The sequence below is a fragment of the Pseudomonas parafulva genome, assembly GCF_002021815.1.
Lineage (GTDB): Bacteria > Pseudomonadota > Gammaproteobacteria > Pseudomonadales > Pseudomonadaceae > Aquipseudomonas > Aquipseudomonas parafulva_B.
In genome coordinates this window covers 104,570-127,875 of the sequence record NZ_CP019952.1, presented here as the reverse complement: position 1 = coordinate 127,875, position 23,306 = coordinate 104,570, and the positions used below count along the sequence as shown (strand labels likewise).

Annotated in this window: 21 protein-coding genes; 6 read left to right on the top strand and 15 right to left on the bottom strand. The window is 61.2% G+C overall.

Annotated features, from left to right (window positions below):
* The first annotated feature begins 72 nt into the window (after nucleotides 1-72).
* Complete coding sequence (locus B2J77_RS00625; RefSeq protein ID WP_058638702.1) at nucleotides 73-1,095, top strand: DUF5924 family protein; 1,023 nt, start codon at nucleotides 73-75, stop codon at nucleotides 1,093-1,095.
* A 31-nt stretch (nucleotides 1,096-1,126) separates the two neighbouring features.
* On the opposite strand, the gene B2J77_RS00620 is transcribed toward B2J77_RS00625, so the two are convergent.
* The 6 genes from B2J77_RS00620 to B2J77_RS00595 form a co-directional block, all read right to left on the bottom strand.
* Nucleotides 1,127-2,356, bottom strand: coding sequence for a nucleoside recognition domain-containing protein (locus B2J77_RS00620; RefSeq protein ID WP_023532681.1), 1,230 nt, complete (start codon nucleotides 2,354-2,356; stop codon nucleotides 1,127-1,129).
* Between the two features lie 134 nt (nucleotides 2,357-2,490).
* Nucleotides 2,491-3,819 (bottom strand): glutamate/aspartate:proton symporter GltP, encoded by a 1,329-nt coding sequence (gltP, locus tag B2J77_RS00615; protein ID WP_078477790.1) that lies wholly within the window; start codon nucleotides 3,817-3,819, stop codon nucleotides 2,491-2,493.
* A gap of 729 nt (nucleotides 3,820-4,548) precedes the next feature.
* Entirely contained in the window at nucleotides 4,549-5,019 is a 471-nt protein-coding gene (locus B2J77_RS00610) for an inhibitor of vertebrate lysozyme family protein (RefSeq protein ID WP_078477789.1), read from the bottom strand.
* On the bottom strand, nucleotides 5,016-5,177 hold the full coding sequence (locus B2J77_RS00605) for a DUF1328 domain-containing protein (RefSeq protein WP_023532363.1): 162 nt from the start codon (nucleotides 5,175-5,177) through the stop codon (nucleotides 5,016-5,018). Before B2J77_RS00605 ends, B2J77_RS00610 begins: the two co-directional genes overlap by 4 nt.
* 33 nt (nucleotides 5,178-5,210) lie before the next feature.
* Nucleotides 5,211-5,501 (bottom strand): hypothetical protein, encoded by a 291-nt coding sequence (locus B2J77_RS00600; RefSeq protein ID WP_058603694.1) that lies wholly within the window; start codon nucleotides 5,499-5,501, stop codon nucleotides 5,211-5,213.
* A gap of 173 nt (nucleotides 5,502-5,674) precedes the next feature.
* On the bottom strand, nucleotides 5,675-6,496 hold the full coding sequence (locus tag B2J77_RS00595; RefSeq protein WP_058638705.1) for a BON domain-containing protein: 822 nt from the start codon (nucleotides 6,494-6,496) through the stop codon (nucleotides 5,675-5,677).
* A 211-nt stretch (nucleotides 6,497-6,707) separates the two neighbouring features.
* Between B2J77_RS00595 and algB the strand changes: the two genes are divergently transcribed.
* Together algB and B2J77_RS00585 are read left to right on the top strand one after the other, a co-directional pair.
* Complete coding sequence (algB, locus tag B2J77_RS00590) at nucleotides 6,708-8,054, top strand: sigma-54-dependent response regulator transcription factor AlgB (RefSeq protein ID WP_023532715.1); 1,347 nt, start codon at nucleotides 6,708-6,710, stop codon at nucleotides 8,052-8,054.
* Between the two features lie 11 nt (nucleotides 8,055-8,065).
* Nucleotides 8,066-9,832, top strand: a complete 1,767-nt coding sequence (locus B2J77_RS00585) for a KinB sensor domain-containing domain (RefSeq protein WP_058638795.1) — start codon at nucleotides 8,066-8,068, stop codon at nucleotides 9,830-9,832.
* A 15-nt stretch (nucleotides 9,833-9,847) separates the two neighbouring features.
* Here B2J77_RS00585 and B2J77_RS00580 read toward each other — a convergent pair whose 3' ends face one another.
* The 7 genes from B2J77_RS00580 to B2J77_RS21565 all read right to left on the bottom strand — a co-directional run bounded on the left by B2J77_RS00580 (nucleotide 9,848) and on the right by B2J77_RS21565 (nucleotide 16,963).
* Nucleotides 9,848-11,452 carry an EAL domain-containing protein gene (locus B2J77_RS00580; RefSeq protein ID WP_078477788.1) on the bottom strand — a complete coding sequence of 535 codons (1,605 nt, stop codon included), beginning with the start codon at nucleotides 11,450-11,452 and terminating at the stop codon, nucleotides 9,848-9,850.
* A 105-nt stretch (nucleotides 11,453-11,557) separates the two neighbouring features.
* Complete coding sequence (locus tag B2J77_RS00575) at nucleotides 11,558-12,346, bottom strand: N-acetylmuramoyl-L-alanine amidase (protein ID WP_078477787.1); 789 nt, start codon at nucleotides 12,344-12,346, stop codon at nucleotides 11,558-11,560.
* Between the two features lie 75 nt (nucleotides 12,347-12,421).
* On the bottom strand, nucleotides 12,422-14,296 hold the full coding sequence (locus B2J77_RS00570) for a GGDEF domain-containing protein (RefSeq protein ID WP_078477786.1): 1,875 nt from the start codon (nucleotides 14,294-14,296) through the stop codon (nucleotides 12,422-12,424).
* A 95-nt stretch (nucleotides 14,297-14,391) separates the two neighbouring features.
* On the bottom strand, nucleotides 14,392-15,246 hold the full coding sequence (locus B2J77_RS00565) for an endonuclease/exonuclease/phosphatase family protein (protein WP_023532864.1): 855 nt from the start codon (nucleotides 15,244-15,246) through the stop codon (nucleotides 14,392-14,394).
* A gap of 11 nt (nucleotides 15,247-15,257) precedes the next feature.
* Nucleotides 15,258-15,890, bottom strand: a complete 633-nt coding sequence (gene dsbA, locus B2J77_RS00560; protein WP_058638708.1) for a thiol:disulfide interchange protein DsbA — start codon at nucleotides 15,888-15,890, stop codon at nucleotides 15,258-15,260.
* 151 nt (nucleotides 15,891-16,041) lie between these two features.
* A complete protein-coding gene (locus B2J77_RS00555) occupies nucleotides 16,042-16,659 on the bottom strand; it encodes a c-type cytochrome (RefSeq protein WP_023532830.1) in 618 nt (205 codons plus the stop codon).
* A 31-nt stretch (nucleotides 16,660-16,690) separates the two neighbouring features.
* Nucleotides 16,691-16,963 (bottom strand): cytochrome c5 family protein, encoded by a 273-nt coding sequence (locus B2J77_RS21565; protein WP_078477785.1) that lies wholly within the window; start codon nucleotides 16,961-16,963, stop codon nucleotides 16,691-16,693.
* A 228-nt stretch (nucleotides 16,964-17,191) separates the two neighbouring features.
* Here B2J77_RS21565 and yihA point away from each other — a divergent pair, with 228 nt between their 5' ends.
* Nucleotides 17,192-17,824 (top strand): ribosome biogenesis GTP-binding protein YihA/YsxC, encoded by a 633-nt coding sequence (gene yihA / locus B2J77_RS00545; protein ID WP_058603688.1) that lies wholly within the window; start codon nucleotides 17,192-17,194, stop codon nucleotides 17,822-17,824.
* Between the two features lie 299 nt (nucleotides 17,825-18,123).
* Here yihA and polA read toward each other — a convergent pair whose 3' ends face one another.
* Entirely contained in the window at nucleotides 18,124-20,871 is a 2,748-nt protein-coding gene (gene polA / locus B2J77_RS00540) for a DNA polymerase I (RefSeq protein WP_078477784.1), read from the bottom strand.
* Between the two features lie 75 nt (nucleotides 20,872-20,946).
* Between polA and B2J77_RS00535 the strand changes: the two genes are divergently transcribed.
* Together B2J77_RS00535 and B2J77_RS00530 are read left to right on the top strand one after the other, a co-directional pair.
* Entirely contained in the window at nucleotides 20,947-21,234 is a 288-nt protein-coding gene (locus B2J77_RS00535) for a DUF2782 domain-containing protein (RefSeq protein WP_027913237.1), read from the top strand.
* Nucleotides 21,235-21,302: 68 nt separating this feature from the next.
* Nucleotides 21,303-22,253 (top strand): homoserine kinase, encoded by a 951-nt coding sequence (locus B2J77_RS00530; RefSeq protein WP_078477783.1) that lies wholly within the window; start codon nucleotides 21,303-21,305, stop codon nucleotides 22,251-22,253.
* A gap of 92 nt (nucleotides 22,254-22,345) precedes the next feature.
* Here B2J77_RS00530 and B2J77_RS00525 read toward each other — a convergent pair whose 3' ends face one another.
* Nucleotides 22,346-23,299: a zinc ABC transporter substrate-binding protein gene (locus tag B2J77_RS00525; protein WP_230379073.1), complete on the bottom strand. Its 954-nt coding sequence runs from the start codon at nucleotides 23,297-23,299 to the stop codon at nucleotides 22,346-22,348.
* Between the last annotated feature and the right edge of the window lie 7 nt (nucleotides 23,300-23,306).

Here is a 23,306-nt window from a genome sequence, read left to right as displayed (position 1 = left end):
GGCGGTATCCTTTCAATGCCCGCGTCGTGCATGCAAGGGCCGCCTCCTAGCCACTCCAAGCATTGCAGCCCCATGCCCCCAATACCTAAGATCGCCCAGCGCATCATCGAACTGCTCAAACGCTATCCGGGCGTCATTGCCTTGGGTGGTTTTCTATCAGGTGTAGGCAGTTTCATCCTGGTCGACCGGCAGGCGGGCCTCGCCAGCTGGATCGCCGTCCTGCTGCTGGTCAGCTGGGTCTGGCTGATGCTCGAAAGCACGCTCACCCGCCTGTTCACGCGTACCTTCAAGCGTGAAATACCCCAGCCGCTGTTGCGCTATGCCACGCAGATGATCCATCAGGAATCCCTGTTCTTCGTACTGCCGTTTTTCTTCATCACCACCACCTGGAACAGCGGCCAGTCGATCTTCACAGGCTTGCTGGGCGCCGCCGGACTGGTTTCGATCATCGACCCGCTGTACTACCGCTGGCTCGCGCCGCGGCGCTGGCTGTTCATGGCGCTTCACACCCTGACCCTGTTCGCCGCCTTGCTGACTGCCCTGCCGATCATCCTTCACCTCACCACCGCGCAAAGCTTCAAGCTGGCCCTGATCATCGCCATGGCCTTGTCCTTCCCGAGCCTGGTCAGCAGTTTTCCGGTCAGCAACTGGCGACGCGGTGTCGCCCTGGTGGTAATCACGCTGGCCGTCGGTGGCGGGGGTTGGTTGTTGCGCTCCTGGGTGCCGCCGGCCACCTTGTGGATGACCGAAGTCGCCGTGAGCACCGAGGTCATTAACCGTGAGCCGGGAGATTCACTGGATAAAATCGCTGCCAGCCGTATTCGCAGCAGCGGCCTTTACGCCTACACCGCCATCAACGCGCCGCGCGGCCTGAATGAGCGGATCTACCATGTATGGCAGAAAGACGGGCAGGAAGTGGACCGTATCGCCCTAGACATTCACGGTGGGCGCAAGGAAGGCTATCGAGCCTGGACCCACAAGCAGAACTTCCCGCCCAACCCGGTAGGGCGTTGGCAGGTGAGGGTACTGACTGAGGATGGCCAGGTGATCGGTGTACTGCGCTTCAAGGTAGTCGAGGATGCCGCCGCTTCATGAGCGGCGCATCGTGTACCGCCAGAAACGCCGGTCAGCCGAAGAACCAGTAGCAAACGCAGATCGCTGCCACCACACCGGAAAACTCGGCCAACAGTGCACACCCCACGGCATGGCGCACCCGTTGAATGCCCACGGCGCCGAAGTACACGGCCAGGACGTAGAACGTGGTTTCGGTACTGCCCTGAATGGTCGCTGCGACCAAGGCAGGGAAGCTGTCAACACCCTGGGCCTGCATGGTCTCGATCAGCATTGCCCGTGCAGCACTGCCGGAAAACGGCTTGACCAGGGCAGTTGGCAGCCCTTCGACAAAGCGCGTATCCAGGCCCATCCAGTTCACCGCATGGCGGATACCGTCCAACGCCACCTCAAGCGCCCCGGATGCGCGCAGTACACCGACCGCCACCAGCATCGCCACCAAGTAGGGCAGCAGGCTTTTGGCAACGTCGAAGCCCTCCTTCGCCCCTTCGACGAATGCTTCGTAGACCTGGACCCGCTTGAGCGCGCCGATGATCAAAAAGACGATGATCACCCCGAACAGCGTGAGGTTGCCCAGGATCGAGGACAAGCTGGCCAGCGCGGCTGCCGACAGCGTGCCGAGAAAGGCCATGAAGCCCCCCAGCAGCAACGCGCCGGGTACCAGGTACGCCAGCACCACAGGGTCCCATAGCCGTAAACGCTGCATCACCGCGACCGACAGCAGCCCGACCAGCGTCGACACACTGGTGGCCAGCAGGATAGGCAGGAACACCATGGTTGGGTCGGGCGCGCCTTGCTGGGCGCGGTACATGAACACGGTTACAGGGAGCAGGGTCAAGGAAGACGCGTTGAGCACCAGGAACAGGATCTGCGCGTTGCTGGCCGTGGTGCTGCTGGGGTTGAGCGTCTGCAGGGCACGCATGGCCTTCAGGCCGATAGGGGTAGCAGCATTGTCCAGGCCCAGGCCATTGGCCGCAAAGTTCATGGTGATCAGCCCCAGCGCAGGGTGCCCAGGCGGCACTTCGGGCATCAGCCGTGCGAACAAGGGGCCCAGTACCTTGGCCAGCCACTCGACGATACCCGCCTGCTCGGCGATCTTCAGAAAGCCCAGCCATAGGGTCAGGGTGCCGAACAGCAATACCATGACCTCGACCGACAGCTTCGCCATGGCGAAGATGCTTTCGACCATGGCCGCGAAGATGCCGGCGTTGCCACCCACCAGCCATTGAGCCATGGCAGATATGGCCGCTACCAGGAAAAAGCCGAGCCATAAGCCGTTGAGCATCCACGTACCTCCCCGAAAATGCCCGAATCATAACGTATCGAACACTGCCCTGGCTGCGGCTCGCCGTGAGTATGGATGCCACAGACGACAAAAAGCCCCGACGGGTCGGGGCTTTGGGTCCAACAGGTTTGGCCTCAGCGTTTGGCTGCTTCACCCACCATGGCAGTTTCAGGCTTCTCGGCGATCAGCGAAGCGTAGTACAGCTCGCCCTTGGCCGCGTCGTACATGCCTTCCCAGCGGGAGATGACCAGCGCCGCCAGGGCATTGCCGATCACGTTGAGCGCCGTGCGCGCCATGTCCATGATGCGGTCGACACCGGCAATGAACGCCAGGCCTTCCAGTGGGATACCCACGCTACCCAGGGTGGCCAGCAGCACCACGAACGAAACGCCTGGTACCCCGGCGATGCCTTTGGAGGTCACCATCAAGGTCAGCACCAGCAGCAACTGCTGGCTCCACGACAGGTCGATACCGTAGAGCTGGGCGATGAAGATGGCCGCGATGCTCTGGTACAGGGTGGAGCCGTCGAGGTTGAACGAGTAGCCGGTGGGTACCACGAACGAGCAGATCGATTTGGGCGCGCCGTACTTCTCCATCTTTTCGATAACCCGTGGCAGGACGGTTTCCGAGCTTGAGGTGGAGTAGGCCAGGATCAGCTCATCTTTCATGATGCGCATGATCTTGATCACCGAGAAACCGAACAGGCGCGCTACCAGCCCTAACACCATGAAGGCGAAGAAGGCGATGGCGAAATACACCAGCAGCACCAGCTTGGCCAGTGGCAGCAACGAGCTGAAGCCAAAGTTGGCAACGGTCACCGCGATCAGCGCGAACACACCGATCGGCGCGTACTTCATGATCATGTGGGTGACTTTGAACATGGTCTCCGATACGGCCTGGAAGGTGCGTACCAGAGGATCGCGCAGCTCGGCTTGCAGGCTCGAAAGGCCAAGGCCGAACATGACCGAGAAGAAGATGATCGGCAACATTTCACCGCGCATCAGCGCCGCGAAGATATTCGACGGGATCAGATTGAGCAGGGTCTCGATGAAGGCATGCTCATGCTGCACCTCGGCGGCGGTCGCCTGGTACTTGGAGATGTCCACAGTACCGAGGGTGCTCATGTCGATACCCGCGCCCGGATGGAACAGGTTGGCAAGCACCAGGCCCACAACAATAGCGATGGTCGTGACGACTTCGAAGTAGAGAATGGTCTTCAGGCCAATACTGCCAAGCTTCTTGGCATCGCCAACCCCAGCGATACCCACGATCAGCGACGAGATCACGATCGGGACCACGATCATCTTGATCAGGCGAATGAAGATATCACCAGCAGGCTGAAGGACGTTGCTGATCCACCAGGACTTTTCTGCACTGAAGTGGTTCAGGAGCGCGCCGATTGCAACGCCCAGTACCAGACCTATGACGATCTGCCAGGCGAGGCTCAGTTTTGCCTTCTTCATGTCTTTACCCTTTGTTGTAGTGGTCATGTCGACTAACGGCAACCGGACAGCAGATGGACACAAGCCCGGAGTGAATTCGCCGATTAGCGACGGGTTGTAAGGACAGCGCAGACGAGCGCAGGGCTCGGTCGGCGAAAAAGGCCGCAACTATTGCGATGGGAAGAAGGGAAATCTAATGCCGGAAACGCATACCCCATACCGATTGAGCATGGGAAAATGGGGTATCTAGAAGGGAATAGGCGTCCTGCGAAGCGCTGTTCGGAATCCCGAACAAGACATAAACGCCATATGACGGCTGAAATAGTCGCAGGGGAAAGTAAAAGAAGCTTGGTTGTTCGACAATCCGAATGCTTCAAACGCAGCTAATATAGATAGCACAGCTCACGAAAAAAAAGACGCGCGGTTGAGACAAAATGTGTCCCCAGATGGATTTCGTGCATCGTGCACTGCCATCTGGATGGCTCCTCGGAAGCCAGGTCCACCCTGAAGATCGTTCAGGGCTCTACTGACCTGGAACTTCCGATTCTGCCTTGCCTGACCCGGCCCAACAGGTGGAGGCACTCCCTGTACCCCTAGGCCACTCCGATCCTGTAGCGATCAAAACAGCCCGGCCCCTTGGTCATGTGCTGCTCCTCCTCGGAGCGGCGCATCATAGAAGGCTGCAAGCCTACGGCCGTTCAGCTTCTATTTCATGACAGTGCCAAACCTGAACCACGCCGGTCTTGCGACTCAGTACCAGTTCGGGTCCCGCTTGAGTTGCTCCTGGAGCATGGCTTTCATGCCATCGTCCGGTTTGCCAAGCCACCGATACTGCGCATGGCGGGTAGGCGACTTGTCGCTGGGCAGGCCTTCCGGTACCTCCACCAGCATCCCGTAGGCGTCATCCTTGTCCCAGCTGAATGCGACGATCAAACGCTTGTAAGTGCATTTGTCCGCGGCTTCGCAGAGCGGGCCTACGAGGTATTTATCACCGTCTTCCGTGACCGCCGACATCTGCTGAGGCGAACTTCCCGTCAGGTTCAACACCCAATCGGGCAGGCGTTCCTCGCCTTCTACGGCGTCCTGCCAGGATTCCCGGTACTCGGCGTCGCTACCCAGCAATTGATCGACGCGTAGCTGGCCATCATTGGCCGCCAGCGCTGCTGCAGTGGCGCTCATCATCAGAACGCCAGCTACGGCATTGCGTAACAGCCTGCTCATCTGCGACCGCGTCCAAAGAAGAACGAAGCAACGAAAAGAACCAGGAAGACGATGAACAGGATCTTGGCGATACCCGTTGCAGCGCCAGCGATACCACCAAAGCCCAGAACTGCAGCGACGATGGCGATGATGAGGAAAGTGATAGCCCAGCTCAGCATGGTGATTCTCCTTTGTTTTCAAAAGCAGGGTGATCAGAACACCCAACGGTCCTGTGGTACGACATGTTCAACGGTTGCAGGGGACTCGGCCTTGCCCTTCGATGGCAGCGGCTCGGCTGCTTGCACGAGGTTACTGGCGCGGGTGTTCTGGATCTGCGACAGCAGGGCGGTTTGCGCCGCCACCTGGTCGGCCAGGCGGGCGGTTTGCACACTGTAGTAGAACAGCCCTGCTGCCAAAGTCAGCATGACCGCGATGCCAAGCGACATGATCTGACGCAGTGGCAGGGCGGTAACGTGCAAACGGTTGACAGATGGGCGGTTCATACCGGCTTCTCCTGCTGTGATTTTTGTCCAGACTTGAACAAGTAATTGCAGCCTGCGTGCCAGCTTTGAAATTAGAAAATATCCTTATTTTTCAACGAGTTAAAAGATTGAACCATTAGGACCTACCACGTATCCTGCACGATGTCCCCTGGGGGGCCGTGCGAAATGCACGATCACCCTTCAACCTTGGTTGCCACCTTGAGCATGTCGGCATCGACCCCACGCACACCAATGATCTGTCTGGCGATGTCCGTCGCGATATTCTTCTGCTCCGGGCTGACGACTTCGCCGGAGAGTCTGACCAGGCCATCCTGGCTCACCACCTTCAGATTCAGCCCGTCAAGGTTGCGGCTGAAGCTGTAACTGCTTTGGACCTTATCGACGATCCAGGCATCGCTTGGCTGCGGTCCGGTCGGGGCATCCACAGGCTGGTCTTTAGCTTTGATCATGGCTGCGGTGTCCAGGCTGATCAGGTTGTTGACCAGGTACACCCCCTCGGTCGTACGCGCCACGACGCCCGCAAGCTCCTTTGCCTCGGGGTTGTCTACCCGCCCCCGGAGCGTGACGACACCGCTGTCACTTTGTACCTCTATGGGTGCCTTCTCAGTCAGGCGGCTCCACAACAGCCGTGACCGTATGACTGCCGTAAGCGTCACGTCCTCCGTGCGCTGGGCATAAGCGCGCAACGCCAGTGGACGCTCGACCAGCTCAGGATTGACCTGCACCTGATTGTCTACCTTCTCGATACCTGAAGTGGCCAAGGCCACCTCCTCGACCAAACGTCGCTCAACCTCATTCTCGACCTCCCCAGCTAAACGCGCCGACGCGCCGTTGACCTTAACGGTGATTCGGTAGGGATTGAGGATCCGATTCAAGGACACTGCCGTCTGCAGCGAACCTTCCAGGCGAGCATCGTGGACAGGATCGTCACTGGCCATAGCGACGAAGGGCAGCAAACTGACCGCTAGCGCAAGCGCGCGAAAGGCGAAAGGCATGTCGTAGTCTCCTTCTGTAGGCAAAATCTGAAACTCTTCGCAACCAATGTGCCAACCACTCTCTCTAAGCAAATTGCCGGCCCCGCGGGGCATTCAAGCTTCTTGGTCGACCCGCTGGCGTGCAAAGGGCAGAATCCTTCAGAATTGACCATGCAACTTGCCCGATTTTTCCCACACTAAACAAAGATATTTCCAAAAGGAGCGCAGGTACATGGAATCAGCCCAGGACAAGCAAGGCCGCATTCTGCTGGTGGATGACGAGTCCGCGATCCTGCGCACCTTCCGCTACTGCCTGGAAGACGAGGGCTACAGCGTGGCGACCGCCAACAGCGCCACCCAGGCGGAGAGCCTGCTGCAGCGCCAGGTGTTCGACCTGTGCTTCCTCGACCTGCGTCTGGGCGAGGACAATGGCCTGGACGTGCTTGCCCAGATGCGTGTTCAGGCACCGTGGATGCGCGTGGTCATCGTGACCGCCCACTCCGCTATCGACACGGCGGTCGATGCCATTCAAGCCGGTGCCGCCGACTACCTGGTCAAGCCTTGCAGTCCTGACCAGTTGCGCCTGGCCACAGCCAAGCAACTGGAGGTACGCCAGCTTTCCGCCCGCCTGGAAGCCCTGGAAGGCGAAGTGCGCAAGCCCAAGGATGGCCTGGACTCCCACAGCCCGGCCATGATGGTCGTGCTGGAAACAGCCCGCCAGGTAGCAACCACAGATGCCAACATCCTGATCCTGGGCGAGTCCGGGACCGGTAAAGGTGAGCTGGCCCGCGCCATCCACGGCTGGAGCAAGCGTGCGCGCAAGGCCTGCGTGACCATCAACTGCCCGTCGCTCAATGCCGAGCTGATGGAAAGCGAACTGTTCGGCCACACGCGAGGGGCCTTTACCGGCGCCAGCGAGAGCACCCTTGGCCGCGTCAACCAGGCGGACGGCGGTACGTTGTTCCTCGATGAAATCGGTGACTTCCCCCTGACCCTGCAACCCAAGTTGCTGCGCTTCATCCAGGACAAGGAATATGAGCGTGTCGGCGACCCCGTCACCCGCCGGGCCGATGTGCGCATCCTCGCCGCCACCAACCTCAACCTGGAGGAAATGGTGCGCGAGGGCCGTTTCCGCGAAGACTTGCTCTACCGCCTGAACGTCATCACCTTGCACCTGCCGCCCCTGCGCGAGCGCAGTGAAGACATCCTCACGCTCGCCGACCGCTTCCTGGCCCGCTTCGTCAAGGAATACTCAAGGCCAGCACGCGGCTTCAGCGACGAGGCACGCGCAGCGCTGCTCAATTACCGCTGGCCGGGCAACATTCGCGAATTGCGTAACGTGATCGAGCGGGCCAGCATCATCTGTCCCCAGGAAAAGGTCGAGATCAGCCATCTGGGCATGGGCGAGCAACCGGCAAGCAACGCGCCGCGTGTAGGGGCCGCCTTGAGCCTGGATGAGCTTGAGCGCGCGCATATCGGCGCCGTGCTGGCTGCCAGCGACACGCTCGACCAAGCTGCCAAGACCCTCGGGATCGACGCGTCGACTCTGTATCGCAAGCGTAAGCAGTACAACCTGTGAAGTGGCCGACCATGAAGCTGCGCACGCGGCTCTTTCTCAGCATCTCGGCGCTGGTCACGGTCGCCCTTTTGGGGCTGCTGCTTGGCTTGGTAAGCGTCCTGCAAATGGCTTCGGCCCAACAGGCGCTGGTTCGCGACACCAATCACTCGCTGGACGTGGGGTTGAAGCTACGCCAGAACCTCGGTGAGCAGCTCATTCTGCTGCTGGATACGGACACGGCTCCAGATCAGTTGCAAGCACTGCAAGACAATTTCCAACACCTGCTCGACCAAAGCCTGGCCGACGGTGGCCAGCGGCCTGGGTTCAGCGAAGCCCGCGACCACTACCAGGCATTTCTGGAGGCTTACCACGCAACCCCGGCGCCTTCGCGCAGCCTCGCCGTGGACCAGCCACTGGGCGCCGCATTCAATCAAGTGCGCACCGACCTGATCGATTCCCACAAACAAGCGCTGGCCAACATCGCTCGCAGCGAAGAACAAAGCCGTGCCCGCGCCTTGCTGGTCGGCGGCGTGCTGGGCCTGATGGGCCTGGTGGTCCTGGTTCTGGGCTTTATCACTGCCCACAACATTGCCCGCCGATTCGGGCAGCCCATCGAGGCCCTGGCCAAGGCAGCCGATCAGCTCGGCAAGGGCAATTTCGATGTCACGCTCCCGATCACTCAAGCTAGCGAGCTGAACCAGCTCACGCGTCGCTTCGGGATCATGGCCGACGCCCTGCGCAAGCACCAGGCCACCAATGTCGACGAATTGCTCGCCGGGCAGCAGCGGCTGCAAGCCGTGCTCGACAGTATCGATGATGGCCTGCTGATCATCGATCGACAGGGCTTGCTTGAGCACTTGAACCCGGTTGCTCAACGCCAACTGGGCTGGAACGACAGCCGTGTTGGCAGCAGCCTGGCCGAAGCCCTGGAACGACCTGAGCTGGAACAGCAACTGTGCCAGGTGCTGCGCGGCGGCAGTCTGGACCGGCAACCGGACGACCTTCACATTGATGTTGACGAGGAAACGCGTCTGCTGACCTATAGCCTGACGCCCGTCAGCCATCCCCAGGGCCCGATCCTGGGCGCTGTGATGGTGCTTCACGACGTGACAGAACAGCGTGCCTTCGAGCGGGTGCGCAGCGAGTTCGTGCTCCGCGCCTCCCACGAGCTGCGCACGCCTGTCACCGGTATGCACATGGCGTTCGGCCTGCTGCGCGAACGGGTCAAGTTTCCCGAAGAAGCGCGTGAGTACGATCTGCTGGAAACCATCGGCGAAGAAATGCAGCGCCTGACCCAGTTGATCAATGACCTGCTCAACTTCAGCCGCTATCAAAGCGGCCTGCAAAAGCTCGACCTGGCGCCCTGCGCCGTCGATGAACTGCTGGAGCGGGCGCAATTACGCTTCGCCGACCAGGCGGGCCAGAAGCAGATCGAACTGGTCCTGGCCCTGGAACCGCCATTGCCACGCATTCAGGCTGACGTTGCCCAGCTCGACCGTGTGTTGGACAACCTGCTGCACAACGCGGTCAGGCATACCCCACAGGGCGGGCGCATCCGCCTGCATGCGCGGCGCCATGCCGAACGCGTGATCATCAGTGTCGAGGACACGGGCGAGGGTATCGCCTATGGCCAGCAGGCCCGTATCTTCGAGCCGTTCGTGCAAGTAGGGCGCAAGAAAGGTGGAGCCGGCCTGGGACTGGCCTTGTGCAAGGAAATCGTGCAGTTGCACGGTGGGCGCATGGGCGTCTTCTCGCGACCAGGTGAAGGTACCCAGTTCTACCTGGCCCTGCCGGTCTGATGCTCGCAAAGCGCGTCAGGCCTGTCTGCCCCGTGGCAATTTATCCCGCGTGACAAGCTCGGCGAACTGACGGGCCGTCAGGGCCTTGGCGAACAGCCAGCCCTGGCCGTACTTCACGCCCTCCCCAAGCAGCAGCAGTGCCTGGTCTTCACGCTCGATACCTTCGGCGATCACCCGCAGATGCAGGTCGTGGGCCATGCGGATGATATGCGGTGCCACGCCGCTGCTGGCGGCATCGTGGCCCAGCGCATCGATGAATGCCTTGTCGATTTTCAGGCAATCCACGGGCAAGGTCTGGAGATAGGCCAGGCTGCAGTAGCCCGTACCGAAATCGTCGATCAGCACCTGATGGCCCTGGGCGCGCAGTGCTTGCAGGTTTTCGCGCGCCACCACCACATCGATCAGTCCGCGCTCGGTCACCTCGAAGGCGATCTGCCTAGGGGCCACCCGGTGCAGCGCCAGCAAGCGCGCCGCCACTTCCCCAACACGCGGAACCATCACGTCGCACGCCGCCAGGTTCACCGAGATGTACAGCATGGGCCGTGAGCGCAACAGCGGGCCGAGTTGTTCGAGGACGCGTCGCAGGACGAAGTCGGTGATCTCACGGATCTGCCCGGTATTTTCGGCCAGCGGGATGAACAACTCAGGGCTGGTCAAGCTGCCATCGGGCCGACGCCAACGCACCAATGCCTCGGCACCCACACAGCGCCTGCTGTCGAGCTCGAAAATCGGCTGGTAAAGCACTTGCAACTGGCCACGACTCAGCGCCTGCTGCAGCTCCGAGCTCATGGAGCGTCGCTGTTGCGCCAACTGCAAGACCAGCCAGCCGATGCAACAAGCACCCAGTACGCTTCCTGGAAACAGCAGCCACAGGGCGCCATTCATGCGCAGGGGGAGACTTGCGCGTGGTGCGATCAGAACCAACTGGTAATCAGGAGACTTGGTGGGCATGCGATAGATCAGACGGTCGCTGAACTCCAGCAGCGTTTTGTGGCTGGTCGACCACACAGAAGGCGGTGGCCACACTTGGGGCGGGCCCAGCACCGGGATCGCCCGGGCACCGTTATCCAGCACGACCAACAAGCTGCCGCCCGGGGGTAAATCCACCACATCGGTCAGGTGCCCGCGGGAGGTTGACACCAGAAACCGGCCACGCCCCAGCATCAGCGCGGCAAGGTTTTCGTCGGGCTCGGTGGTGGTATTGAGCCAATAGCTGTAGACCGGCCCCTTGATGTCTGGCGGGCGCAGCGGCACGAAAGCCCGCTCGTCACCTCGGTTCGAACACGCGACATCACCGTTGACATAGGCCGCCTCGTAGATGAACCGTGAACTCAACCCGATCTGCTGCAAGGCCGTCAGCATGGCGGGGCCGCAGCCACGCAAAGGCTGCGTCTCCAACAAGTCCACGCCTTCGCGCAACTGCCCGAACACCTGCTCGAGTCGCTCCAGAAAACGCTCGCCCTGAGCATTCATCTGTTCGCTTTCACTTTGTTTCATCTGCTGCAACGCAATGGCGATGCTGGCGGTCAGCAACAAGGCGGCACTGGCGATTGCCGCCAAAGCGGCAAGCATCCAGGGACGGTAGAAAAATTGGCGCAAGGCCGTCAGGCGATCAGGCATCGAAGGCATCCAGTTGATTACCAAGGTATAGCAACTCAATGGACAATTACCTTTGCCGTTTAGCGCTTCGCTTGGGCGAGGACCGAACTGCCAGCCGTCAACGCTTTACGGCATGCGGTTGAGCACCTCGAGCATGGCGGCCGTCTGCGCATCGGGCTGGCCGTCGAAGCGTTGAGGTCGAAAGCGCATCTGGAACGCCGCGATCACGTGCCGCGTCTGGACATCGGGCACGCCCGTCTGCTCGACGGCATAGCCAAACCGGGCGAGGGCCTGCTGGTACCACCCAATCGTAGGGGGATTGACCTCAAAATAGGCCTGCTGGCGAGCCACGGCAGAGGCGTCAGGCCAAATGCCCAGGCCGGCGTCGGCCAGGCGTTTCCACGGGAACAGCGGGCCGGGGTCCTGCTTGCGCAGTGGCGCGATGTCGCTGTGGCCAATAATGTGCCGTGGTTCGATGCCGTTACGCTTGACGATGTCCTTGAGCAGCGCGATCAGCGACTGGATCTGCGCTTCGCTGTAGGGGTGCCATACCCGCCCGGCAGGCGTATCGGTAAAGCCAGCATTGACGATCTCGATGCCGATGGACGATGAGTTCAACCAGGTTCTGCCCTGCCACTGGCTATCGCCAGCGTGCCAGGCTCGCCTGCTTTCATCCACCAACTGGTAGACAGTGGCGGGGCCATCACCGATCAGGTAGTGGCTGCTGACCTCGCCGTGGGTCAGCAACGCCAACGAGCGCTCCAGCGAAGCATTGGTATAGTGCAGCACCACGAACTGAATGCGGTTGTCGTGGTTGGCTGACGGGTGGCTGCGGTCAATGCGCAAGCCCGTCGAACAACCAGCGACAGTCAGCAGCAGTAAGGTGATCAGTGTTTTTTTCAGCGTGGAAAGCACGGCAGTGGCCTCAGCGAATGAGCGCTACAGTATAACGGTCTCCCCGCATCTGCGCTCGCCCTTGCCAGGCCCCGGTCAGTTCTGCTCCACGCAATTGCGCCCCCGTTGCTTGGCACGGTAAAGCGCTGCGTCGGCACGCTTGAGCACCTGATCGGCCACCTCGCCGGGCCTGAAGGCGCTCAGGCCGATGGACGTGGACACTACCACCCGCTCTCCCTTGAAGTGAAACGGGCAGGCCTCTACGGCAAGGCGCATTGTTTCGACGACCTGTAATGCGTCCGCCGGCGAGGTGTCGGGCAGCAGCAACACGAACTCCTCGCCCCCGAAGCGGGCAATGAAATCCTGGCCCCGCAGCCGTTTGCGCAACTGATCGGCCACGATCTTCAATACCTTGTCGCCGGCCAGATGCCCGTAGCCATCGTTGATCTGCTTGAAATGATCCAGGTCCAGAATCGCCATGGCCAGGTCGCCGCCGTTTTCCTGCCAGCGCTGCATTTCGCGCTCTACCTGCTCGCTCCAGGCCGCACGATTGGGCAGGCCGGTCAGTGGGTCGAGCAATGCCTTTTGCCGCTGCTCCTCCAGGTGCTCACGATAACCCAACGCTTCCTGCTCCATGCTGGCCACGCGCTCGGACAGGCCCTGCAGGCGCCCAGCCAGCGCCTGCTCGCGGCGGTCGCGCTCGTGCTGGTGCTGGTCCATTGTCATCAGCAAGCCCTCGAGTCGGCTTTCGAGCAGGTGCTTCAAGCTCGATACGTCTGCGGCGCCCTGCATGTCGGTTTGCAGCCCGTCCACCTGTTCACGCAATTGCGTGTCCAGCTGGCGTGCTGCACTGCTGTTGTCGGCGTGACCGGCACTGGCGGCCTGCAAGTGGCCGTGGAAACCTTCGAGCCGTTCATTGAGCAATTGCAGATAGGTTTCGAACTCATGCTGGCCACTGTCCGTGATCGCCAGCAGCAACACGGCAAGATCATCCAGTACAGGAATCAACTCGTACCAGTTCATACCGCGCGCCACCCGTTCGCGCATCGCCTGCGCCTGCGCCTTGTGGCGATCTGGCAGGCTCAGGTCATCCAATAGACCGAGCAGCGTCTGCTCGATATGGGCGGCAACCTGACTGTAGGGCGGCTCGACTGCGTAGGGCAGCGCATAGGCGTCTTGATCAGACAGCGGCACATCAGTCAGAGGGGGCGGGCCATCATCCGCTTCAGTTCGCAATGGCGTATCCATTGCCATGGGAGGTGCCGGGGGAATGGGTGGCGGCTCGACACCCGGCACGTGTTCAGACTCGATCAGCGACGGGGACGCATCGTTGCCTTCATGCCCATCGTGGTGAGACAGAAGAGATACTTCCTGTACCAGGGGTTGCGCGGCAACAGGGGCGGGGCCCGTCACCTGCTCGCTGGCGGCCTCGACAGGCGCCGGTTCATCGCGGCCTTTGAACAATCGCTGCAGAAAGCCGCCCCGCGATCTGCCTTCGGGCCTGTCCAGCGCGGCCAGCGCACGCCCTTGCAGACCACTGAGTTCCCCCAGCAGTGGCGGCAGATCACGAGACTGGGTAACGCCGGCCTCCAGCCGCTTGGCAAGCTTCTTCAAGGGCCTTGAGACATCGCTGCTCAACGGCAGGCCTTGCAACTGATCGACGAGCGCCGTCAGCGCATCGCCCACTTGGTGCATGCGGGTTTCGCGGCGCTGCTCAGACTCCAGTACGGCTTTTTCAAGACGGGGGATCAGGCCGGCAAGCCCGGCATCCATATTGTCACTGCGAATGACCTCGCGCATTTCCTTCATGCACTGGTCGACGACCTTGTCGCTGCCCTCGGCGGCCAACGTACTGCGAACCAGGCCTCGACGCAGCAAGTCCAGGCGCGCTTCCCAGCGACGTTCGAGCTTCTCCTGTTGCTCAATGCTTATCAGGTATTTTTCTTTCCAGCGCTCGGCTTCTTCGGTCATGCCTGTGTCCGCACGGGTGATACAACTGGGGCTGTCTGATACACACTGTCGGCGCGCGCCCGGGACACTTGAAGGCAAGCGAGGCGTCAGTTGATTCAGCTCAAGGCCGGCAGCGTATCCACAGTCAATGCATCAGGCAATCGGATCTCGACGGCCACGGGAAGATGATCGGAAATCGGCTGGGCCAGCACCTCGACCCTTTCCAAGGTAAGGCTCGGGCTGAGCAGGATGTGGTCCAGGCAGCGCTGTGGTCGCCAACTGGGGAAGGTGGCCTCCACCTGGGGCGCGATCAGGCCAAGGTCGCGCAAGGGTGAGTGCTCGAGCAGGTCGGTGGCATGGGTGTTCATGTCCCCCATCAACACCTGATGGCGGTACCCGCCGATCAGTTCGCGTATGTAGGCCAGCTGCAGTGCGCGGGTCTTGGCGCCCAATGCCAGGTGCATCATGACCACGATCAGCGCGTCCTCACCCTCGCCGAAGCGCACCAGGATAGCCCCGCGCCCTGCTGGGCCAGGCAGTGGGTGATCTTCGAGCTGATGAGGCTTCAGACGGCTCAGTACGCCATTGCTGTGCTGGGCGAAGCGCCCAAGGTTGCGATTGAGCTGTTGGTACCAGTAGGGGAAGGCACCCAGTTGGGCCAGATGCTCGACCTGGTTGACATAGCCCGAGCGCATGCTGCCCCCATCCGCCTCTTGCAGGGCCACTAGGTCGAAGTCCCCAAGCAACTTACCGATTTTCTGCAAGTTGCTGGCTCGGCCAGTGTGCGGCAACAGGTGCTGCCAGCTGCGCGTCAGGTAATGCCGATAACGCTCGGTACTGATGCCTACCTGGATATTGAAGCTAAGCAGCCGCAGACGACCATCTTCCGGCAAACCGGGGGCTTGCAGGTGATGCTCGTTGACCTGCGGCTGGGGCAGGGCAACGCCGCGCGTGGCCCGTAGGCGAGGCATGGGTGCGCTGCCTACTTGGCAGCGCGCTCCTTGTCGATCAACTGGTCGGCCACGTTGAGGACACCCTCTGGCCCACCAGCGGTGCCCAGGTCGAAGCGGTACTTACCGTTAACCACCATGCTGGGAACGCCAGTGATTTCATATTTCTTGGCCAGTTCTTTCGCCTGGTTGACCTGTCCCTTGATGGCGAAGGAGTTGTAGGTAGCCAGGAACTTGGCCTTGTCCACACCTTGCGTTGCCAGGAAATCGGCCATGTCTTTTGGGCTTGTCAGACGCTTGCGCTGGTTTTGAATGGCGTCGAATACCGCCGCGTGCACCTTGTGCTCGACGCCCATCGCTTCCAGGGTCAGGAACATCTGGCCATGGGCATCCCAAGGGCCACCGAACATGGCCGGCACACGCTTGAAGTTGACATCCTTGGGCAGCTTGTCGACCCAAGGGTTGATGACAGGCTCGAAGTGATAGCAATGCGGGCAGCCATACCAGAACAACTCGACCACTTCGATCTTGCCAGGCACGGAAACCGGAACCGGGTTGCTCAGCTCGACATATTCCTTGCCGGCTACAGGCTCTGCGGCCTGGACGGAAGTCATACCAAGTACGCTGGCAGCGACCAGCGCAGCGCTGAGAATCAGTTTACGCATGCTTTACTCCTGAGCAGTCATGGGTCGCCACGGCACGACCTGGATTGAGACAGGCCGGGGAGGGCTCTAGTTCTGTAGTGTAACGGCTGCGGGCAAAAAAAAGGGCAGCCGCGCCGCCCTTTCATCTTTGGCTTGCAACATTAACCCGGCATTAATGCAGGCCCTGGATGTAGCTGGCCAAGGCCTCGATGTCATGGTTACTGAGCTTCCCGGCGATGGTGCGCATGGTCATGGCATCCCCATCATTGGTGCGGTTGCCTTCACGGAAGTCGGTGAGCTGCTTGCTCACGTACTGGGCATGCTGCCCACTCAGGTGAGGGAACCCGGCCAGTGCGATACCTGCCCCGTCAGGCGAGTGGCAGCCCGTGCAGGCCGGCATGCCCTTGTCCAGGTCGCCACCGTTGAACAGCGCACGCCCACGCTCGACCAGCGCAGGGTCGGCTGCACCCACGCTGCCTTTCTGGCTGGCGAAATAGGCCGCGATGTCGGCCAGGTCCTGGTCGTTGAAGCCGGCCAGCATGCCGGTCATCTCCAGCACGACGCGTTTGCCAGACTTGATGTCGTGCATTTGTTTTTCGAGGTAGCGCTGGCCTTGACCTGCCAGTTTGGGGAAGTTCGGTGCCAGGCTATTGCCATCTGGGTTGTGGCAGGCCCCGCAGACGGCCGTCTTGGCCTGACCTGCGGCGGCATCGCCTTTGACGGGCTGCGCAGCAGTGGCCGCACCTGCGACACCCAGGCTCAACAGCAGACTCACGACTAGTTTGTTCATCAGCTAATCCAACACGGCTAGGGGTGAAATGTTATGTATCGGGACTGCCATTCATCCAAAGGATGACCAGACGGTAGTCCTCGGCACTGCAGTCCATGCACAATCCACGCGGCGGCATAGCCTTGAAACCCTGAGCATTGTGCCGTGCCGAGCTATTCATGCATTGCGCCAGATCAGGATTCGGGTTGCCCGATCGCCCGTCTGGGCTCATGGAGCAGGCGTTCGCTGTACCCCCCGCACACACGCGGTTGTACAACACCTCGGAATCCTGTGTAGCCTGTGCGCTGAAAACCGGCAGGAACAGACCGACAGCAAGCGGCCATTGCGTATTGCGCCATGACGTTCAGGGTTGGGGGCCGCGCTGCGTTCTAATGCGCAAGCTCATGTTCGACACCCCATGCTCGTCCCCCAAAGCCGGGAGAATGAGCACACAAAAACTGGGGCATTATATACTTCCGCCACCCAAACGGAAACGACACCGCTTGCCAGGCTCCGCTCGACAGGGGGCTGGCATCACCACATCGGATATCCCATGCAAGTCAAGAACCCCATCCTCGGCCTGTGCCAGAAAGCCAAATTCGCCCTCAGCGCTGCCAAGGTCGAACAATGCCCGGACGACCAGGGTTACGAGGTGGCCTTCGCCGGCCGCTCCAACGCCGGCAAATCCAGCGCACTGAACACGCTGACCCATGCCAGCCTGGCCCGTACCTCGAAAACACCCGGCCGTACCCAGTTGCTGAACTTCTTCAGCCTGGATGACGAACGCCGCCTGGTCGACCTGCCAGGCTACGGCTACGCCAAGGTGCCCATCCCCCTCAAGCAGCACTGGCAGCGCCACCTGGAAGCTTACCTGGGTAGCCGCGAATGCCTGCGTGGCGTGATCTTGATGATGGATGTCCGCCACCCGATGACGGACTTCGACAAAATGATGCTCGATTGGGCCAAGGCCAGCGGCATGCCCATGCACATCCTGCTGACCAAGGCCGACAAGCTCACCCACGGCGCCGCCAAGAACACCTTGCTCAAGGTGCAATCGGAGATCAGGAAAGGCTGGGGCGAAGGCGTGACCATCCAACTGTTCTCGGCCCCCAAGCGCCTGGGCCTTGAAGACGCCTACCGCGTGCTGGCCGACTGGATGGCGCTTGAAGACAAGCCTGCCGCCTGAGGGCGAAGGCCCGCATCAGGCAAATTTCAGGCAAAAAAAACCCCGGACTTCGTATGGGGAGGGGGAAGTTCGGGGTCCAAGCCCGGACCGCTAGGGCGGGGTCCGGATATCTGCCAACACTTAACACAACATAGGAGCATCGAACGGCTTCACCAGCCATTCAGGTACTCTGAGTTGCAGTTCACTGCTTTAGTTCCTGGGGCCTGGAACTATTTGCCGCAGTTTCATGAAACAGCTGGACACAGGCCGGGGCGCCTGTAACGAAAAATCGCCACACAACGCCCCTTTGCCCCGTGCAATCAGTGGGCTTCGTCCCAGTTCGCGCCTACACCGGCCTCGACCAGCAGCGGCACATCCAGCTGCGCCGCCTGGCTCATATGCTTTCGAATTTCATCTTTCACCAGGTCCACGAGGTCTTCGCGCACCTCGAGAACAAGTTCGTCGTGCACCTGCAGGATCACCCGCGCATCCAGTGCGCTTTCGGTCAGCCAGTTGTCCACGTTGACCATGGCGCGCTTGATGATATCGGCGGCCGTGCCTTGCATCGGCGCGTTGATCGCCGTGCGCTCGGCTCCCCGGCGCAAGGCTGGGTTCTTGGCGTTGATATCAGGCAGGTAGAGCCTGCGACCGAACAAGGTTTCCACGAACCCCTGCTCTGCGGCCTGGGCACGGGTACGCTCCATGTAGGCCAGCACCCCTGGATAGCGGGTGAAGTAACGATCGATGTAGTCCTGGGACTGCTTGCGGTCCACCCCGATCTGCTTGGCCAGGCCAAAAGCGCTCATGCCGTAGATAAGCCCGAAGTTGATCGCCTTGGCGCTGCGCCGCTGGTCATGGGTAACCTGTTCGAGCGCGACGCCGAATACTTCCGCTGCCGTCGCACGGTGCACGTCCAGATCGTTTTGGAAGGCGTGCAGCAAGCCTTCGTCCTTGGCCAGGTGCGCCATGATGCGCAGCTCGATCTGGGAGTAGTCGGCGGCCAGCAGCTTGTAGCCAGGGCTTGCGATGAAGGCCTGGCGGATTCGCCGGCCTTCGGCCGTACGGATCGGAATGTTCTGCAGGTTCGGGTCACTGGACGAAAGACGGCCCGTGGCCGCCACCGCCTGCTGGTACGACGTGTGGATTCGACCCGTGCGCGGGTTGATCTGCCCCGGCAACTTGTCGGTGTAGGTGCTCTTGAGCTTGCTCAGGCTGCGGTACTGCATCAGCACTTCAGGCAGTGGATACCCTTGTTCGGCCAGCTCGTCCAGCACGGCTTCTGCCGTCGATGGTTGACCCTTGGCCGTCTTGCTGATCACCGGCATGCCCAGCTTGTCGTACAGGATCGCGCCCAGCTGCTTGGGCGAACCCAGGTTGAATTCCTCCCCCGCCAGTTCGAAGGCCCGCTGCTCCAGCTCGGCCATCTTCACACCCAGCTCGCCGCTCTGGACGTGCAACAGCGCCGCATCGACCAACGCGCCCTGGCGCTCGATCTTGGCCAGCACCGGTACCAGCGGCATTTCGATGTCCATTAGCACCGGCTGCACACTGGGCGTCTTGGCCATATGCGCCTGCAACGCCTGGTGCAAGCGCAGGGTGATGTCGGCATCTTCGGCCGCATAGGGGCCGGCCTTGTCCAGATGAATCTGGTTGAAGGTCAGCTGCTTGGCACCTTTGCCCGCAATGTCCTCGAAAGCGATGGTGGTGTGCCCAAGGTACTTTTGCGCCAGGCTGTCCATGTCGTGCCGCGTGCCCGTCGAGTTGAACACGTACGATTCGAGCATGGTGTCATAGGCCACACCCCGCACCTGGATCGCGGGCGAACCGTTGGCAAGGATGTTGATGTCGTACTTGGCGTTCTGGCCCACCTTGGCTTTTGCCGGATCCTCCAGCAGGGGCTTGAGCGCAAGCAGGACGGCCTCACGATCCAACTGGACAGGGGCGCCTTCGTAGTCGTGCATCAAAGGGACGTAGGCCGCTTCATGGGGCTCGACGGCAAAGGAAATCCCTACCAGCTGGGCGCGCTGGGCATCAAGGCCGGTGGTTTCGGTATCGAACGCGAACAGCGGTGCCTGGCGCAGCTTCTCGAGCCAGGCGTCGAAGCGTTCTTGATCAAGGATGGTTTCATAGCGGGCTTCGACCATGGCCGCCGGGGCCTCCACCGGGGGCAGTTGGTCCCCCTCCCGAGCCGCATCGCGCTGCAGGTCGGCAATCCAGCTCTTGAACTCCATTTCGGTGTACAGCGCCAGCAGCGCCTCGCGGTCCGGTTCGCCGCACACCAGTGCATCGACTTCGATGTCCAGCGGCACGTCGATCTTGATGGTAGCCAGCTCGTAGGACATGAAAGCCGCATCCCGGTGCTCTTCAAGCTTGGCGGGCAGGCTCTTGGCGCCACGGATAGGCAGCGCAGGCACCTTGTCCAGGTTCGCGTACAGGTCGCTGAGCCCCCCGCCGATCCCGGTCAACAGCCCGACGGCAGTCTTTTCGCCCACGCCTGGCACACCTGGGATGTTATCGACCTTGTCGCCCATCAGCGCCAGGAAGTCGATGATGTGCTCGGGGCCGACCCCAAATTTCTCGTGCACGCCAGCCACGTCCAGCACGCTACCGGTCATGGTATTGACCAGGGTAATGTGCCCGTCGACCAGCTGCGCCATGTCCTTGTCGCCGGTAGAAATGATGACCGGGCGGTTCAGCGCCGCGCTGCTACGGGCCAAGGTACCGATGACATCGTCAGCCTCGACGCCTTCGACGCACAACAGTGGGTAGCCCATGGCCTTGACGCTGGCATGCAGCGGCTCGATCTGCACCCGCAGATCGTCCGGCATGCTGGGGCGGTTGGCCTTGTAGTCGGCAAACAGGGTGTCGCGGAACGTGCCGCCCTTGGCGTCGAACACCACGGCGAACAAGCTGTCCGGGTACTGCCTACGCAGGCTCTTGAGCATGTTGAGCACACCCTTCACCGCACCGGTCGGCATACCCTTGGACGTGGTCAGCGGGGGCAGGGCATGGAAGGCGCGATAAAGGTAGGAGGAACCGTCCACGAGGACGAGGGGCGCTTGGCTCATGAGCAGAATCAACCTTTTCGACGGGTCCGGCGCTAGAATAGCCAGAATCATTGACGACAAAGGGACTAGGTTATCATGCGTACACTCAATCGCCTGTTACTGCTCTGCCTGATGGCAGGTCTGCCCGTCGTCACCTTGGCGGCGGATGACGCGCCCTCGGCCGATCCCGAGGTGACCATTCGCACGGAAGGCGACAAGACCATCCAGGAATATCGCCAAAACGGCTTCCTGTATGCGATCAAGATCACGCCCAAACATGGCAAGCCTTACTTTCTGGTACGCGCCGATGGCTCCGATGGCAATTTCATTCGTTCCGACCAGCCGGACATGCTGATTCCGTCCTGGAAGATCTTCGAGTGGTAATCTGACGCGCACCGTTCACATCAACCCGGCACTTCGGCCAGAAGTGCCTGCATGGGCAATCTTTCATCATGTCAGTCTTCACCCCCGTGACCCGGCCTGAGCTGGAAACCTTTCTGGCACCTTACGAGCTGGGTCGTCTGCTCGATTTCCAGGGTATCGCCGCCGGCACCGAGAACAGCAATTTCTTCGTCAGCCTCGAACAGGGGGAGTTCGTGCTGACGCTGATCGAGCGTGGGCCCAGCGAGGACATGCCGTTCTTCATCGAGTTGCTCGATACCCTGCACACGGCCCGGATGCCAGTGCCCTACGCCATTCGTGACCGTGACGGCCATGGCCTGCGCGAACTGTGCGGCAAGCCGGCGCTGCTGCAACCCAGGCTCTCGGGCAAACATATCAAGGCGCCCAATTCCCAGCATTGTGCCCAGGTCGGTGAACTGCTGGCACACATTCACCTGGCCACCCGCGAACACATCATCGAGCGCCGCACGGACCGAGGCCTTGAGTGGATGCTAGCCGCCGGGGCCGAACTGCTGCCGCGCCTGAACGCCGAGCAGGCCAGCCTGCTGCAACCGGCGCTGGATGAAATCGCCGCCTACCAGGCGCAGATCCTGGCATTGCCCCGGGCCAACCTGCATGCCGACCTGTTCCGCGACAACGTGATGTTCGAAGGCACCCACTTGTCTGGGGTCATCGACTTCTACAATGCCTGCTCGGGGCCGATGCTGTACGACATTGCCATTACCCTGAACGACTGGTGCCTGGATGCACAGGCCGGCATCGATGTACCCCGCGCCCAGGCTTTGCTTGCTGCCTACGCCGCATTGCGGCCATTCACGGCAGCCGAAGCTGAACTCTGGCCGCAGATGTTGCGCGTTGCCTGCGTGCGGTTCTGGCTGTCTCGCCTGATCGCGGCAGAGTCCTTCGCCGGCATGGACGTGATGATCCACGACCCAAGCGAATTCGAAGTGCGCCTGGCGCAGCGCCAGCAGGTGGCCGTGAAGCTGCCGTTCGCCCTCTGACCCGAATCCTGTCGGCAGGCCCTGCGTCTGCCCATGGGAATCAGGCGCTGCCCAGGCGGCGCTCAACCCAGGCATGCCGCCACCTCATACCATTACAACTGCTCCAGGCAGCTCGCCAGGTCGCTTCCTAGCTTGTCGAGCAAGCGCTCGTAGCCTTGCGCATTTACCGGATCGGTGCCACCAAGCGCATCGAGCTCGGCCAGGCGCACCGGCAAACCGGCTGTCAGGGTTTCGGCCAGCCGAGGGCGCAAGGGCGGCTCGCTGAAGACACACGTCTTGCCCACTTCCTGCAGCCGCTTGCGCATGGCGGCCACGTGTTGAGCGCCGGGCTGCACTTCGGAGGCCACACTGAACACGCCAGTGTGCTTGAGGCCATATTCAGCTTCGAAATAATCGAAGGCCTCGTGGAACACGAAGTACGGCTTGCCGGCCACGCCTGCTACCCGTGCCTTGATACGGGCGTCGAGCGCGTCCAGGCGTTGGGTGAACGCCGCCAGGTTACGCTTGTAGCGGTCGGCATTGGCAGGGTCCGCGCTGGCGAGATCGGCGGCCATCTTTCCAGCGATCACCCGGGCGTTCACCGAAGACAACCACAAGTGCGCATCGAGGCTGCCCGGGCGGTGGTCATGGTCATGGTCGTCATGGTCTTCGTCATGGGAATGGCTATCTTCACCGAAGTGACGCAGCTTCATGCCCGGCAGCGACTGTACCGCGACGGTCGGCTTGCTGCGGTTACCCAGCACCCTTGGCAGGAAGCCTTCCATGTCCGGGCCGATCCAGTACAGCAAATCCGCATCCGCGACCCTGCGCACGTCCGAGGGACGCAATGCGTAATGATGAGGCGAGGCGCCTGGCGGCAACAGCACTTCAGGGCTGCCGACACCGTCCTGCACAGCAGCGGCGATCTGTTGCAGTGGCTTGATGCTGGTCAGCACACGCACGTCGGCGTGGGCGGAAAATGCGATGAAAGCGACAAACAGGGTAAGGAATCGGGCCACGGTAGGTACTCGAATCGTCAGAAACAGGTAACATAATAACGTCTCCATCCAGAAT